The organism is Alkalicoccus luteus (assembly GCF_012034335.1).
Taxonomy (GTDB): Bacteria; Bacillota; Bacilli; order Bacillales; family Salisediminibacteriaceae; genus Alkalicoccus; species Alkalicoccus luteus_A.
The window spans coordinates 56,268-71,432 of sequence record NZ_JAATHJ010000006.1; the positions used below are offsets into that span (position 1 = coordinate 56,268).

Genomic DNA, 15,165 nt, shown 5'->3' on the forward strand with positions numbered 1-15,165 from the left:
ACCGAGCCTGCCGTGGGCTTGTCTTCAGCTATTTCTCAGGGTGCCCCCTGAGAAAGGATCTTCAGACTGCGCGGATTCCACAGGCGTCTCCGCCGGACACATCAAGGAAACGACTCTGCTTGTGGAGAACAACGGCACACAGATAGACGTGACTGCTTTTTTACGTTTATCAAGATTTCTAGAAAGTACGGACACCCCCTATTCAACATCGAAACGTTTCATCGGGAAGGTTCTATCCTGAAAGGAAGCCGATCGTGCAGTCCTATCCAAGTACGTGAAACGCACTGCAAACTGCCGGCATCGAAGGAGCTCGACTCCTGGAGGATCAGAACGAGGCGAAGATCCAGCGCTTCCGACAGCAGGAGGAAGCGGTTAGCTGAGGCCGTTCCCTCCGGAAAGCGAGTGTCCGCAGATACAGGCAGATGCAACGTTATTCACCTAAAATGACTTTATCAACACTTTGAAGCCGGCGATCCTCCGCAACAGAGAATCACCGGCTTTTAGATTAATCGATGCGAATGGCGTCTGTATCGCCGCGTTTAACCGAGCCTTCACGCAGGATGAAAATGCGCTGTTTCTCGCTTAAATTCGTGAAAATAACCGGTGTAATGGAAGCTTTGGCTTCCTTGCGCACCTTATCCAGATCAAAGCGGATCAGCTCATCGCCGACGCGGACGGTGTCACCCTGCTCCACGAATGCTTCAAAACCTTCGCCTTTCATATTGACGGTATCAATACCGATATGAATCAGGATTTCTGTACCATCTTCAGCTTCGAGGCCGACAGCGTGCTTCGTATGGAACAGCTGCACGACTTTCCCGTCAACCGGGGAGACGACCGTGCCATCAGCTGGTTCAATCGCGAAACCGTCGCCCATCATTTTTTCAGCGAACATGTCATCCGGAACTTCTTCGAGCTTTTTCAGTTCACCGTTCAGCGGCAGTGCAACGGCAGCGCTGGACAGAACAGGTCCGCTGGAAGCTTCCGGAGCTGAATCCGGTTCAGCAGGTGTTTTGCCGCTGATGATATCTTCCATCTGACTCTTGATCGTCTCTGAGCGAGGTCCGAAAATCGCCTGAATGTTTTTGTCAACTTGCATGACGCCGGATGCACCAAGGTTTTTCAGCTCATTTTTATCAACTTGATCCACGTCTTTAACGGTGATGCGCAGACGGGTGATGCAGGCGTCCAGGTGAGACAAGTTCTCTTTGCCGCCAAATGCCTTCAATACAGAGTAAGGAAGCTCGCTGACGGAACCGGACTTTTTCGAGTCACCGTTGTCCATGTTTTTCTCACGGCCCGGCGTCATCAGGTTAAACTTCTTGATCATGAAGGTGAACAGGAAGTAATAGATGACGGCAAATACGAGACCGACGATAATCACGATCCACCAGGGCTCACGGCCCGGCACGACGCCGAACAGGAAGAAGTCGATTGCTCCTCCGGAGAAGGTGTAGCCCATATTGATGTTCAGCCAGTAAAGAATCACAAACGATATCCCGTCAAGCACCGCATGGATAAAGAAAAGCAGCGGGCTTAGAAACAGGAACGAAAATTCAATCGGTTCTGTAATCCCGGTTAAAAAGGAAGTCAGAGCAGCTGAACCGAGCAGGCCGCCGACAACTTTCTTGTTTTCCGGACGCGCCTGGTGGTACATCGCAAGTGCCGCAGCAGGCAGGCCGAACATCATAATCGGAAATTCCCCGGCCATAAAGTGTCCGGCAGTAAGTTCTGTCTGATCCTGAAGCTGCGCAAAGAAAATGTTCATATCACCGCGGACGACGTTGCCTGCGGCGTTCGTGTACTGTCCGAATTCAAACCAGAACGGCGCATGGAAAATGTGATGCAGACCGAACGGAATGAGCAGACGCTTTATGAAGCCGAAGAAAAAGACGGCGACCGTCATTGCTTCTTCCATTAAAAACTGCGAAGCCGAGTTCATCCCTTCCTGAATCGGCGGCCAAATAAAGAACAATGCGATCCCGACAAAGAATGAAGCAAATGCGGTTACAATCGGAACGAATCGCTTGCCGGCAAAGAAGCCGAGAAACGCGGGCAGTTCGATCGTGTAGTAGCGGTTATAAGCCCAGGCAGCAAGAGCACCCATGATAATACCGCCGAACACCCCGGTCTGCAGCGTCGGAATACCGAGTACGAGCGCGTGTGCCGGGTCTTCTGACTGCAGGACGCCTTCAACAGTCAGACCGCCCATGACGCCCATCGTCACGTTCATCACAAGGAAACCGACGAGAGCAGCGAGAGCGGCTACACCGGCCCCGTTGGCGAGACCGACGGCGACCCCGAGCGCAAAGATTAAGGCGAGGTTGTCAAAAACGATTCCGCCGGCATTTTCCATCATCGTTGCAAGACTGATGAAAAAATCGCTCTCCAGAAACGGCATCAGGCTGATCATGTTCGGATTGCGCATCGCGTTACCGAACGCCAGCAGCAGACCTGCGGCCGGAAGAATGGCAACCGGCAGCATAAGCGATTTACCGATTCGCTGCAGCTGGCCAAAAAAACGTTTAAACATAGCAGAATACCTCCTGAAAAAAGAATAATAAACCATAGAAAGCATGCAGCTGAACGCAAAAAAGGCATGAGAAAAAAGGAACCGAACCCCCGCCAGAAGATAGTCCTCTCCTGTCGACGTGTTTCAGTCGTCCTTTTCTCTCATGCCTGCATCACCAGTAACACGGAAAAAGCCGATCAGCGTATGGAATTAGGCTGCGCGCCGGAAATCCGCTGAATGTGGAGCGTTAAATAAACGGCTTCCGCATCCGGTACGTGTTTGTTCAGGCGCTGCTGCATGACTTTCATCAGTTTCCAGCTCAAATTATAGCAAAGCGGATACTCCGTTTGCAACACGTTTAACAGCGGATCCTGATTTTCTGTATACGTTTCTGTTTCCACCCGTTCGATCGCGTGATGCAGATGCCTGACGAGCCTCAGGTAGTTGACATCCTGTCGGTCAAGCTCGAAGCCGAGAAACGTCTCAATCCGGCGGACGAGTTCGCTGACGAGCTGCGTATGTCTGTTTACAACCGATAAATCACGGTTCGTCAGCGCACTGTGGATATGAAGCGTGATAAATCCGATTTCACCTTCCGGAAGGCGGAGGCCGAGTCTGTTCCCGACTCGCTCTGCCATCGCAGTCGCTGCCTGGTATTCCTTCGGATAGGCGAGCTCAGTTTCTTTCAGAAACGGGTTGGTAAGTCCGTGGCCCTCCTGAAGCCGTTTGACGGCAAAATACAGGTGATCCGTCAGCCCGACGTGGATGTGCTCATTCAGTCGCGAGGAGAACGCTTCCTCGAGACCGGAAATTTCTTCTTCCATCAGTCCGATAAAGTCTTCATCAATATACGTCAGCAGCTGTTTATACTGCTCACGTTCCGTTTCGTTCCGAAGCACGAAGAACTTTTCCGCCTGGCTGCCGGCGATCTCATCGCCTGGGTTCCGGCCGAATCCAAGTCCTTTGCCGATCAGCACAACCTCCTCGTGATCCGGATGGGAGGCGATGACGACGTTGTTGTTCAATACTTTTTTCACCGCCAGCATCAGGCTCCCTCCTTCCTTCTAAAGGTATATTGCTGTGACGTTAGTGTTCCTATTATAGTCGTATCCGTTTTCAGGAATCAACCTGCAGCTTCTTCGGCGTTTTGCCGCTCCTTGTAAGCTTATCAGCAACCTGATAAAATGAATAGCAGCGTGTAACAGCGGATCCTGCCCGGCACGGCTTTTTTGTGCAGGGAAGGAATTTAGCAGAAAGGGAGCAATGCCCGATGATTGGATTACTCAAAAAAGTGATCGGCGACTCAGATGCCCGTCATCTGAAAAAGCTGGATAAGCTTGTGGCCGAGATTGACGAATACGGAGAAAAAATAAAGCAGCTGAGCGAGAATGAGCTGCGCGGAAAAACAGTGGAGTTTAAGAAGCGCCTTGCCGACGGAGAAGCGATTGATGATCTGCTTCCGGAAGCATTTGCAGTCGTGCGTGAAGCGTCCACGCGTGTGTTTGGCATGACGCATTTCCGCGTGCAGCTGATCGGTGGTATCGTCCTCCACCGCGGCGATATTTCAGAGATGAAAACCGGGGAAGGTAAAACGCTCGTCGCGACCCTCCCGGTTTATTTGAACGCGCTCTCGGAAAAAGGCGTTCACGTCGTAACCGTCAACGACTATCTCGCTCGTCGTGACGCGGAAGAAATGGGCAAGCTGTATAACTACCTCGGCCTGACAGTCGGACTGAACGCGTCCGGTATGACGAAGGAAGAGAAGCGCGAGGCCTATGCAGCAGACGTTACGTACGGAACGAACAACGAATTCGGCTTTGACTATCTGCGCGATAACATGGTGACATACAAGCGGGATATGGTGCAGCGCGACCTTCATTTTGCAATCGTCGATGAGGTCGACTCGATTCTGATCGACGAAGCGCGGACACCGCTCATCATCTCAGGTGCTGCGAACCGCACGTCTGAACTTTACAGCACGGCGAACCAGTTCGTGAAAATGCTCAAACTCGACGATGATTTCACGCTCGATGAGAAAACGAAGTCTGTCCAGCTGACCGAGAACGGTGTCGCAAAGGCAGAACGAATCTTTAATATCGACAATCTGTTCGATTCCGATCACGTGCAGCTGAACCATCACATTAACCAGGCGCTGAAAGCACATAAAGTGATGATCCGTGATGAAGATTACGTCGTGGAAGACGATCAGGTTGCGATCGTGGACCAGTTTACCGGACGACTGATGAAAGGCCGCCGCTTTAGTGACGGGCTGCACCAGGCAATCGAAGCAAAGGAAGGCGTCAAAATCAAGCGTGAAAGCATGACGATGGCGTCCATTACGTTCCAGAACTATTTCCGTATGTACAAGAAGCTGTCCGGGATGACCGGTACAGCAAAAACGGAAGAAGAGGAATTCCAGAACATCTATAACATGAACGTTTATGCGGTGCCGACGAATAAAGATATCGTCCGGATCGATAAATCCGATTTGATTTACAAATCGCTTGCGAGCAAGCAGCGTGCGATTGTAGAGAAAATTGAAGAGCTTCATAAGGCAGGCCAGCCGGTGCTCGTCGGTACGGTCAGCGTGGATAATTCGGAGCTGATTTCCCAGCTGCTGAAGAAAAAACGGATTCCGCACAACGTGCTGAATGCGAAAAACCACGCTCGTGAAGCGGAAATCATTGAAAATGCCGGTCAGAAGCATGCCGTTACGATCGCAACGAACATGGCAGGCCGCGGTACTGACATTAAGCTTGGTCAGGGCGTATCGGATCTCGGCGGATTGTTCGTTCTCGGTACCGAGCGGCACGAGTCCCGCCGGATCGACAACCAGCTGCGCGGACGAGCGGGTCGTCAGGGAGACCCTGGTATGTCCCTTTTCTTCCTGTCGCTTGAGGATTCGCTGATGCGCCGCTTCGGATCTGAGAACATGAGTAAAATGATGGAGCGGCTCGGAATGGAAGAAGATCAGCCGATCGAAAGCAAGATCATTACAAAAGCGGTCGAGCAGGCGCAGAAGCGTGTAGAGGGTAACAACTTTGATGCGCGGAAGCAGCTGCTGCAGTATGACGATGTCATGCGTGAGCAGCGCGATGTGATTTATGAGCAGCGTAATGAAGTGCTCGATTCTGATAACCTGCGCCCGGTTGTGGAAGATATGCTCCACAATACCGTCGAGCGTGTCGTGAATTCGTATACGCCGGAAGATGAGGTGCCGGAAGACTGGAATCTTGCCGGACTGGCAGAGTATATGAACATGACCGTCTTTGCTTCTTCGGAAGTTTCGGAAGACGAGCTGAAAAACCTCGATCCGGAAGAGATGACCGAGCTGATTGTCGAACGGGTCCAGAAAGACTACGATGCGCGTGAAGAAGAGTTTACGCCGGAGCAGATGCGCGAATTCGAGCGGGTCATTCTGCTTCGCACCGTCGATCAGAAGTGGACGGCGCACATCGACCAGATGGACCAGCTGCGCCAGGGGATCCATCTGCGTGCCTACGCGCAGAACGATCCGCTGCGCGAATATAAGTTTGAAGGCTTTGAGATGTTTGAGACGATGGTTGCTTCTATTGAAGAAGAAGTGTCCCGTTATATCATGAAAGCCCAGATTCAGTCGAATCTGCAGCGTCAGCAGGTAGCAGAAGGAAAAGCAGTTCACCGCACGCCGGGTGAACAGCAGCAACAGCAGCAACAGCAGGAACAGGGGAAAACCCAGCCGTACGTAAAAGGTGATACGGTTGGACGCAACGATCCCTGCCCGTGCGGATCCGGTAAAAAGTATAAAAATTGCCACGGAAAAGAAGAATAGCCGGCACCCCGCCGGCTTTCGCCGTGACGGGAATAATTAATGGAGTGATATACGATGGAAATGGCAGAAATCAGACAGAAGCTTGAAAATATGGCCGGTACGCTGGCGGACTTCAGGGGGTCTCTTTGACCTCGAAGAAAAGGAGACCCGCGTAGCAGAACTGGAAGAACGAATGGCTGATCCGTCCTTTTGGGATAACCAGGAGGAAGCGCAAAAGGTCATCGCAGAAAACAATGCGCTGAAGGCAATGACGGAAACGTACCGCGATCTGGAAGAAAAACTGGATAACATGGACGTATCGTATGAGCTTGTAAAAGAAGAAAGTGATGAAGAACTGAAGGCGGAGCTTGTCGATGACGTAAAAGCAGTGGAACGTGAGCTGCAGAAGTTTGAACTGCAGCTGCTGTTATCGGAGCCGCATGACGCTAACAATGCGATTCTTGAGCTGCACCCTGGTGCCGGCGGAACAGAATCTCAGGACTGGGCATCGATGCTGCTTCGCATGTACACCCGCTGGGCCGAAGCGCAAGGCTTTCAGGTGGAAACGCTCGACTATCTGCCGGGTGATGAGGCCGGCGTGAAAAGCGTCACGCTCCTGATAAAAGGGCATAACGCCTTTGGCTACCTGAAGGCAGAGAAAGGCGTGCACCGGCTCGTGCGTATTTCACCATTTGATTCTTCCGGCAGACGCCACACGTCATTCGTGTCGTGTGATATTATGCCGGAGCTGGACGATAACGTGGAAATTGACCTTTCACCGGAAGATATTCGCGTAGACACTTTCCGATCAAGCGGTGCCGGCGGTCAGCACGTGAACACGACGGATTCTGCCGTGCGGATGACGCACATTCCGACGAATACGGTCGTGAGCTGTCAGTCCGAACGCTCGCAGATTAAGAACCGGGAAAAAGCGATCAAAATGCTGAAAGCAAAGCTCTATCAGCAGGAGCTTGACCGTCAGCGCGCGGAAGCAGAAGAAATCCGCGGCGAGCAGTCTGAAATCGGCTGGGGCAGTCAAATCCGCTCCTACGTTTTTCACCCGTACAACATGGTGAAGGACCATCGGACGGATTCGGAAACAGGCAACACGCAGGCTGTTATGGACGGTGATCTGACGCAGTTCATCGACTCTTACCTGCGCTCACGTATTCAATAAGCAAGCATGAGAGCACCGGAGCAGATCGTTCCGGTGCTTTTTTGCGTGCGCAGAAACATTTTTGATAAGCGAGTGAGGCAAACTATTTTCCGGATAAAAGGCGCTGCTATAACGTGTTAAAGCGTTAGCGGAGCCGCGTTTACAAGCATTTCCACTGGTGATATACTACGGAAGGATTTTGCTGACGGGGGCGTATACATATGATGAAAAAAATGAACCGGCGCGGTACAGCCAGGCCGGGAACTCCGTTTACACGGGCGGTGTTCGAGATTGGCCACGTACTGGTCGGGGCGGCAATCGTCGCGATTGCGTTTAACTTATTTCTGCTGCCGAATCAGATTGCGTCCGGCGGCGTAGCTGGTATTTCGACCTTGTTTCTGCACGTATTCGGCTTTGAACCGGCATATACACAGTGGGCCTTTAACATTCCACTCTTTATTGCAGGTGTCCTGCTGCTTGGCGGAAGCATCAGCGGCAGCCTTTTTTATGGAGGAAAAACGCTGATCGGCACGCTGTTTCTGCCGTACGTCGTTTATTTGACGAGAAACTGGGAACCGGTTACGACAGATCCGCTGCTTGCGTCGATTATGGGCGGCGTAGGCGTCGGTGTCGGACTTGGCATCGTGTTCCGGTCGAATTCATCGACCGGAGGAACGGACCTTGCGGCTCAAATTATCAATAAATATACCGGGATGTCGCTTGGGGCGTGCGTCTTTGTGATGGACGGGCTCGTCGTCACGTCATCCGCGTTTATTTTTGGATTTGAGTTTGCGCTCTATGCGCTGATTGCACTGTTTATTACAGGGAAAACCATCGACATCGTGCAGATCGGTTTCGGCTATTCGAAGATGGTTATGATCATCTCTGAATATGAAGAAGAGGTAAAGCAGGGGCTCTTGACACAGGTCGACCGGGGCGTAACGAAGCTCGCTGGATACGGCGGTTATACAAACCACGATCGTCCTGTGCTCTTATGTGTCGTCGGTCGCAATGAAGTGACGAAACTGAAGCAGCTCGTACGGACTATCGATCCCAGTGCGTTCGTAATCGTGAGTGATACGTCTGAAGTTCTCGGAGAAGGTTTCAAAAGACGCTGAATCGGTTATAATGGTTAAGACGGGATTTCTATATCCTGCCAGTTCTTTTAGGTATTTTTTAATTCGAGGAGGGGAATGTATGAAGAAAATGGTTGCAGGTCTCTTTGCTGCTTCCCTGCTGCTTGCAGCTTGCGGAGATAACGGTGGAGATAACGAGCCTGCCAATGACCCGGCAGACAACAACGCCAATAACACGAACGAAGAAGCTGCTGATAACAACGGCGGCGACGACGGTGAGTACGATCTCGCTAACGGGGAAGAGCTTTATCAAGGTAACTGTGCTTCCTGTCACGGCGGCGAACTGGAAGGCGGAACGGGTCCGGCACTTGAAGGCTATTCCTTTGATGAAGTTCTGAGTGCGATTCAGGAAGGTCCTGGGAGCATGCCTGCTGATCTCGTTGAAGGCGATGACGCTGACGACGTAGCAGCATGGGTGGAAGACCAGGGATAATACGGCAGTCAGCAAACACATATGTGAAGAGAGCATCTGATGGAAACGATTCATGCCGTCCAGATGCTCTTTTTGTTGTATTTTGAAATGAAATTGTAAACTTCCTGATGCTTTTTTTAAAAATGCTTCATGGTATAATAGCGAAGTTGACGAATTCAAGAAATTCGACAAGGAACGACAATCGTAGTGCTTTGTGATAGGGGAAAACGGGACTTTATACAGTGGGAAGTGATGTGTTTTGATCGAAATGAAAGACGTCTGGAAAACGTATCCGAACGGCGTCATGGCGGTCAACGGATTGACGGTATACATACAAAAAGGCGAGTTTGTTTATGTAGTGGGACCGAGTGGCGCTGGAAAATCAACATTTATAAAAATGATGTACCGGGAAGAACGGCCGACGCGGGGCGATATTTTAATTAACAGCCAGAACCTGCGGCTGATGAAGGAACGTCATGTTCCTTATCTAAGACGTGACATCGGGGTCGTGTTCCAGGATTTCAAGCTGCTTCCGTCGATGACGGTATTTGAAAACGTGGCGTTTGCCATGGAGGTTATTGAAGCGGGGCGCGACGATATACGCAAGCGTGTAATGAACGTTCTCGATATCGTACGCTTAAAAAATAAAGCACGCTTTATGCCCCATGAGCTTTCCGGCGGGGAACAGCAGCGCGTAGCGATTGCAAGGGCGATTGTGAACAGTCCGGCTGTATTGATTGCGGACGAGCCGACTGGAAACCTCGATCCGGATACCTCATGGGAAATCATGCATATTTTAGAAGAGATCAACGAGCGCGGCACGACGGTAGTGATGGCGACACACAACCGCAGCATCGTAAACAATATGCGAAAGCGCGTTATCGCCATCGAGGGCGGCCGCATCTCCCGTGATGAAGTAAGGGGGGCATACGGTTATGAAAGCTAGAACGGTCGGCCGCCACATTAAAGAAGGCGGAAAAAACATCGTTCGCAACGGCTGGATGACGTTTGCTTCTGTCAGTGCGGTGACGGTTATGCTGCTCGTTGTCGGCGCCTTTCTCATGGTGATTCTAAACGTCAATCACTTTGCGGATTCACTTGAGAGCGATGTAGAGGTGCGGGTCTTCGTAGATCGTGAAGCAGAAGCGCCGGAACAGGAAGAGCTCGAGGAATCGATCGGAACGATTCATCAGGTAGAAGATGTTGAATTTATTCCGAGAGATGAAGGGCTGGAAAACTTCATTGAAAGTCTCGGCGAACAGGGAGATTATTTTGAAAACCTGAGGGATGAAAATCCGCTGAACGATGTATTTGTCGTACAGGCTGCGGATCCCCAGGATACAGAACTTGTAGCTGAGGAAATAGATTCGTTAAGCTACGTTGATGATATTGAATACGGCTCTGATATTTTTGAGCAGCTGTTTGCGGCAACAGACTTTGTGCGAATTGTCGGCCTGGTGCTGATTGTTGGTCTTCTTTTTACAGCCGTCTTTCTGATTGCCAACACTATTAAGCTGACGATCATGGCACGTAAGACAGAAATACAAATTATGAAGCTTGTAGGTGCGACGAACAGCTTTATACGCTGGCCGTTCTTTATTGAAGGCCTGCTGCTCGGTGTCTTCGGCGCAGCGATACCGATCATACTGCTTACTTACGGCTATCAGCGCTTTTATGATTCCATTGGCACAGCAACGGGGCTGGAATTCTTTAATTTCCTCCCGGCTAATCCGCTGATTCTGCAGACTTCCGTACTGCTGCTCGTCATCGGAGCAGTCGTCGGGGTATGGGGAAGCCTGATGAGCGTAAGAAAATTCCTTCGTATATAACGCATACAATCTACTAGTAAAAGGGGCATTGCAGATGATGATTCGAAAAACGCTGCTCGGTTTTTCTGCCGGCCTGCTCCTTCTCTCTCCCGGTGTTGCCTTTGCGGACAACACCGGTGATGAGCTGGAGGAACAGATCGAAGAGTACCGGGAACAGCAGCAGGATACAGAGCAGGAAGCAGAACAAACAGAAGAAGAACTGGATGAGGTCGAGCGCGAAATCGGAGAAGTGCAGACGGAGATCCGGGATCTGGATGAACAAATGAGTGAAACGTCCGGCCAAATGAATGACAAGCAGAGCGAAATAGATACGACGACAGAACGGACAGAAGATCTCCGTGAAGAGATCGAAGAAACCGAAATCCGTATTGACGAGCGGGATGACGTACTGAAAGAGCGCGTGCGCTCCATGCATCAGTCGGGCGGGTCCGTTCGCTACATTGAGGTCATTCTCGGGGCGCAGAGCTTCGGTGATCTGCTGGAACGTGTTTCCACGCTTCATAACATAGCTTCCCAGGACAGGGAAATTCTCGACGAACACATAGCAGACATGGAAACACTGGAGCGGGCTACAGCAGAACTCGAAGAACAGCTGGAAACACTGGAAACACAAATGGCTGAGCTTCAGTCTCTGCAGGCATCCCTGGAAACGCAGACGGCTGAAAAGGACTCCTTGTTAGAAGAGCTGGCGGAGAGAGGATTTGTACTCGAAGACAGCCTGTTCACACTGGAAGAGGAAACAGAATTTCTTGCCGCTCAGGAAGCAGCCGCAGAGCAGGAGCTTGCAGAGTGGGAAGAAGAACAGCGGCGTATTGAAGAAGAGAGACGTTTAGAAGAAGAACGTCTGGCACGTGAGGAAGAAGAGCGGCGCCAGCGCGAAGAAGAGGAACGCCAGCGTGCTGCTGAGGAGCAGCGCCAGGCTGAAGAAGAAGAGGAAGCAGAACGCCAGCGCGAGCAGGAGCGTCGTGAAGAAGAAGAACGTCAGCAGCAGGAAGAGGAAGAAGAGGAAACGCAGATAGCTTCATCCGGTTCTGAGAGCTCTTCCAGCAGTTCGGGAAGCTCGAGCAGTTCAAGCAGCTCAGGCAGCTCGGACAGCTCGGGAAGTTCCAGTTCGTCTGAGAGCAGTTCCAACAGCTCATCAGGCTCTGATTCTTCGGAAAGCACTTCTTCTGAGGAAGCCGCGCCATCGTCCGGATCGGCAACTTTCCATCGTCCGGCAGACGGGCGTGTGACGTCCGGATTTAATCCGAACCGGCGCCATCCGGTGCACGGAGATGTCCGGCCGCACCGCGGGATCGACTACGGAAGTGACGGCGGTACAAATATCTATGCTGCCGAAAGCGGCACCGTATCATCTGCAGGTTGGATGGGCGGTTACGGGAATACCGTTGTTGTGACGCATGTCGTCAATGGACAGACGTATGCAACGCTTTATGCGCATCTTGCTTCCATGAACGTATCGGCTGGCGACAGAGTCGGCCGTGGAGAAGTGATTGCTACGATGGGGACCACCGGAGTTTCAACGGGTGTCCATCTGCACTTTGAAGTTCATCCCGGCGGCTATGCCGGCGGCTCATCAGCTGTCAATCCGGCATCGTATCTTCCGTAACATATAATATACGTTTCTGGCTGTTGACAAAGTCAATCTGCCTACATGTTTATTCGTTTGGTTGTATTCCCCTCCGCTTACCGGCGGAAGCTTGCCGTGGGCTTGCCTTCAGCTATTTCTCAGGGTGACCCTGTATGAAGGGAAGAAAGACACGCAGGATGGCGCGGCTTCACTCGGACACAGGCTTCTCGCGAGAAGCCTTTAAGACCCGGTCCGGCTCCGCTCGCGCTTTTCATACCGTTCAAAATCGAACGGCTATGAGGCTTCACTCGGACACAGGCTTCTCGCGAGAAGCCTTTAAGACCCGGTCCGGCTCCGCTCGTGCGTTGATGCCGTTCGCAGATCTGAACGGCTCTGAATCTTCATGCTGCGCTGATTCCACAGGCGTCCCCGCCGGACACATCGGTGAAACGGATCTGTTTGTTAGCGAAAGATGACACAATCGGTTGGCACGTTTTCCTTTCTGCTTTCATCGTGAAGACGTTGAAGCACTGGCATCTCTATTGTTCATAGAAACGTCCCATAGGTAAAACCCCATCCGTATGGAGCAAGATTGTACTAATCATAAACAGATGGTTGAAACATACTGCCAGCTGCCGGCATCGAAGGGCCTCGACTCCGGGAGGATCAGAACGAGGCGAAGATCCAGCGCTTCCGACGCAAGGAAGAAGCGATTAGCTGAGCCCGTTCCCTCCGGAAAGCGAGTGCCCGTAGATACAGGCAGATGCAACATGATTCACCTTTACCGACTTTGTCTGCAGTCTGCAACGCCCGGCTCTTATGCCGGGCGTTTTTTGCGTGTGCTTCGCCGCGGAGGTCGCATCGCTTAAAAAAAGCTCATCTATACATCTGCAGGAAAACCTGTTTGTCTCATTTATGCCGAACGGACATCGCTGTGAAATATTATGTAACGGTTTTTGCTTTCTTTCAATTTTTAAGTGGATTCTGTTATGATTGTAGACAATACCTGATAGATCAGGGGGAAGACATTTTCGCTATGAATGGGGTGGGAATATGAACATTCGAATATTTCTGCCGGTCGTATTTGTTCTCGCACTGTTGATCGGTGCGGGCGGTATGTTTGCATATCTGTCTGTTTCAGACAATCAGGAAGCGGCACCGCAGGAAAATACATCCGAGCAGGCATCTGCCGAAAGTGATGACAACAGCAGCAGCCAGGGCAGCTCCGAAAGCACTGAAAACACCGAAAGCAACGGTTCTGAACCGGACGACGATCAAATTCAGCGTGCGATGGAAATGATTCTCGACACATATTTGGAAGATGTTGATGAGCAGCAGCTTATCGAAGGGGCCATCTCCGGAATGATTGAAACGCTGGATGATCCTTTCTCCGACTTCATGAATGAATCTACCGCAGAAGAATTCATGAATTCACTGGAATCGTCATTTGAAGGAATCGGAGCAGAAGTCAGCATGACGGAAGGCCGGGTTACGATCGTAGCACCGTTCCGCGATTCGCCGGCAGAGGATGCAGGACTTCGTCCGAATGATCAGATTATAGAAATTGACGGCGAAGATATAGAAGGCCTTTCTCTTTATGATGCCGTGTTAAAAATACGCGGAGAAAAAGGTACTACGGTCACACTCACAATTGACCGCCCCGGTATGTCAGATCCGATGGACGTAGACGTCGTCCGCGATGAGATTCCGGTGGAGACAGTCTACGGAGACATTGTCGAACAGGACGGCCTGAGCGTAGGAGTACTCGAAATCCGTTCCTTCTCTGAAAACACAGCAGAACGCTTTGAAGAGGAACTCGGGGAGCTTGAATCAGAAGGCATCGACGGTCTGATGATAGATGTCCGGGGCAATCCCGGCGGATACTTGCAAAGTGTGGAAGACATCGGGGACCTGATTATTCCGGGTGGAGAAACGGTCGTTCAGATCGAAGACCGTGACGGGGACAGAACCCGGCACGTTTCCAATTTAGAAGAGGAAAAAGACTATCCTATTATTGGATTGATCAATGAAGGCAGTGCGTCAGCATCCGAGATTCTTGCTGCGGCTCTGCACGAGGCTGGCGGCTACGATGTCGTTGGTACGACGACCTTCGGCAAAGGAACCGTTCAGCAGACGATGCCGATGGAAGACGGCAGTCAGCTGAAGCTGACGCTGTTCCGCTGGCTCACGTCAGATGGAAATGATATCAATGAAGAAGGCGTCAGTCCGACAGTCGAAGTCGAGCAGCCTGATTACTTCTACAGTACGCCGATTGATGCGGAAGAACCGCTCGTGCTGGATATGTTCAGTGAACATGTCGAAAGCGCGCAGGAAATGCTGACAGGACTAGGCTACGATACCGACCGGACAGACGGCTACTTTGATGAGACGACAGAAGACGCTGTCCGCTCGTTCCAGGAAGATGAAGGACTCGACGCAAGCGGAGAAATTAACGAAGAAACTGCTGATGCGATTCAGGAACGAATCATCGAATCGGTGCAGGATCAGGAGAATGACCTTCAGTATCAGGAAGCGCTCGATCTGCTTCTGGAACAGGCATAGTAAATAAATGATTGGGAGATTCCGGTTCCGCTGCCGGAGTCTCCTTTTTTTGAACCCGTGCCCGTTTCGTTAAGAACAGAACAGAACCCTTCCGGTTGTGCGAATGAAATGGACTATTGTTGTTAAAAGCTATGGGGATATTGATGAAAGATGATCAGAAAAGATAATCGAAAAATGCTGTTCTTTTCCAATAATTCC

10 protein-coding genes are annotated in these 15,165 nt (G+C 51.2%); 8 read left to right on the plus strand and 2 right to left on the minus strand.

Annotated elements, in window-relative coordinates:
• Positions 1–505: 505 nt before the first annotated feature.
• Positions 506–2,533: a glucose-specific PTS transporter subunit IIBC gene (ptsG, locus tag HCN83_RS05845; RefSeq protein ID WP_168005416.1), complete on the minus strand. Its 2,028-nt coding sequence runs from the start codon at positions 2,531–2,533 to the stop codon at positions 506–508.
• A 176-nt stretch (positions 2,534–2,709) separates the two neighbouring features.
• The gene (glcT, locus tag HCN83_RS05850; RefSeq protein WP_168005418.1) at positions 2,710–3,558 is read right to left on the minus strand and encodes a glucose PTS transporter transcription antiterminator GlcT; all 849 of its coding nucleotides are present in this window, start codon (positions 3,556–3,558) and stop codon (positions 2,710–2,712) included.
• 224 nt (positions 3,559–3,782) lie between these two features.
• Here glcT and secA point away from each other — a divergent pair, with 224 nt between their 5' ends.
• From secA to HCN83_RS05890, 8 genes are all read left to right on the plus strand, one after another.
• Entirely contained in the window at positions 3,783–6,323 is a 2,541-nt protein-coding gene (gene secA / locus HCN83_RS05855) for a preprotein translocase subunit SecA (RefSeq protein ID WP_168005420.1), read from the plus strand.
• A gap of 54 nt (positions 6,324–6,377) precedes the next feature.
• A protein-coding gene (gene prfB / locus HCN83_RS05860) for a peptide chain release factor 2 (protein WP_168005422.1) occupies positions 6,378–7,479 on the plus strand; the annotation gives its coding sequence in 2 pieces (ribosomal slippage) (positions 6,378–6,449 and positions 6,451–7,479; 1,101 coding nt in all).
• A 200-nt stretch (positions 7,480–7,679) separates the two neighbouring features.
• Positions 7,680–8,576, plus strand: coding sequence for a YitT family protein (locus HCN83_RS05865; protein WP_205774514.1), 897 nt, complete (start codon positions 7,680–7,682; stop codon positions 8,574–8,576).
• Positions 8,577–8,655: 79 nt separating this feature from the next.
• Positions 8,656–9,027: a c-type cytochrome gene (locus tag HCN83_RS05870; protein WP_168005424.1), complete on the plus strand. Its 372-nt coding sequence runs from the start codon at positions 8,656–8,658 to the stop codon at positions 9,025–9,027.
• Between the two features lie 238 nt (positions 9,028–9,265).
• Positions 9,266–9,952: a cell division ATP-binding protein FtsE gene (gene ftsE, locus HCN83_RS05875; RefSeq protein WP_168005426.1), complete on the plus strand. Its 687-nt coding sequence runs from the start codon at positions 9,266–9,268 to the stop codon at positions 9,950–9,952.
• Positions 9,942–10,835, plus strand: coding sequence for a permease-like cell division protein FtsX (ftsX, locus tag HCN83_RS05880; protein WP_168005427.1), 894 nt, complete (start codon positions 9,942–9,944; stop codon positions 10,833–10,835). The genes ftsE and ftsX overlap by 11 nt, the downstream gene beginning before the upstream one ends.
• Positions 10,836–10,869: 34 nt before the next feature.
• Positions 10,870–12,444, plus strand: coding sequence for a peptidoglycan DD-metalloendopeptidase family protein (locus HCN83_RS05885; RefSeq protein ID WP_168005428.1), 1,575 nt, complete (start codon positions 10,870–10,872; stop codon positions 12,442–12,444).
• Positions 12,445–13,458: 1,014 nt separating this feature from the next.
• On the plus strand, positions 13,459–14,967 hold the full coding sequence (locus HCN83_RS05890) for a S41 family peptidase (RefSeq protein WP_168005429.1): 1,509 nt from the start codon (positions 13,459–13,461) through the stop codon (positions 14,965–14,967).
• Positions 14,968–15,165 lie beyond the last annotated feature (198 nt).

Bases quoted from the DNA above. Each gene is read 5' to 3' on its own strand.
- ptsG (WP_168005416.1), bottom strand. From the start codon at position 2,533: ATGTTTAAACGTTTTTTTGGCCAGCTGCAGCGAATCGGTAAATCGCTT.
- glcT (WP_168005418.1), bottom strand. From the start codon at position 3,558: ATGCTGGCGGTGAAAAAAGTATTGAACAACAACGTCGTCATCGCCTCC.
- secA (WP_168005420.1), top strand. From the start codon at position 3,783: ATGATTGGATTACTCAAAAAAGTGATCGGCGACTCAGATGCCCGTCAT.
- HCN83_RS05865 (WP_205774514.1), top strand. From the start codon at position 7,680: ATGATGAAAAAAATGAACCGGCGCGGTACAGCCAGGCCGGGAACTCCG.
- HCN83_RS05870 (WP_168005424.1), top strand. From the start codon at position 8,656: ATGAAGAAAATGGTTGCAGGTCTCTTTGCTGCTTCCCTGCTGCTTGCA.
- ftsX (WP_168005427.1), top strand. From the start codon at position 9,942: ATGAAAGCTAGAACGGTCGGCCGCCACATTAAAGAAGGCGGAAAAAAC.
- HCN83_RS05885 (WP_168005428.1), top strand. From the start codon at position 10,870: ATGATGATTCGAAAAACGCTGCTCGGTTTTTCTGCCGGCCTGCTCCTT.
- HCN83_RS05890 (WP_168005429.1), top strand. From the start codon at position 13,459: ATGAACATTCGAATATTTCTGCCGGTCGTATTTGTTCTCGCACTGTTG.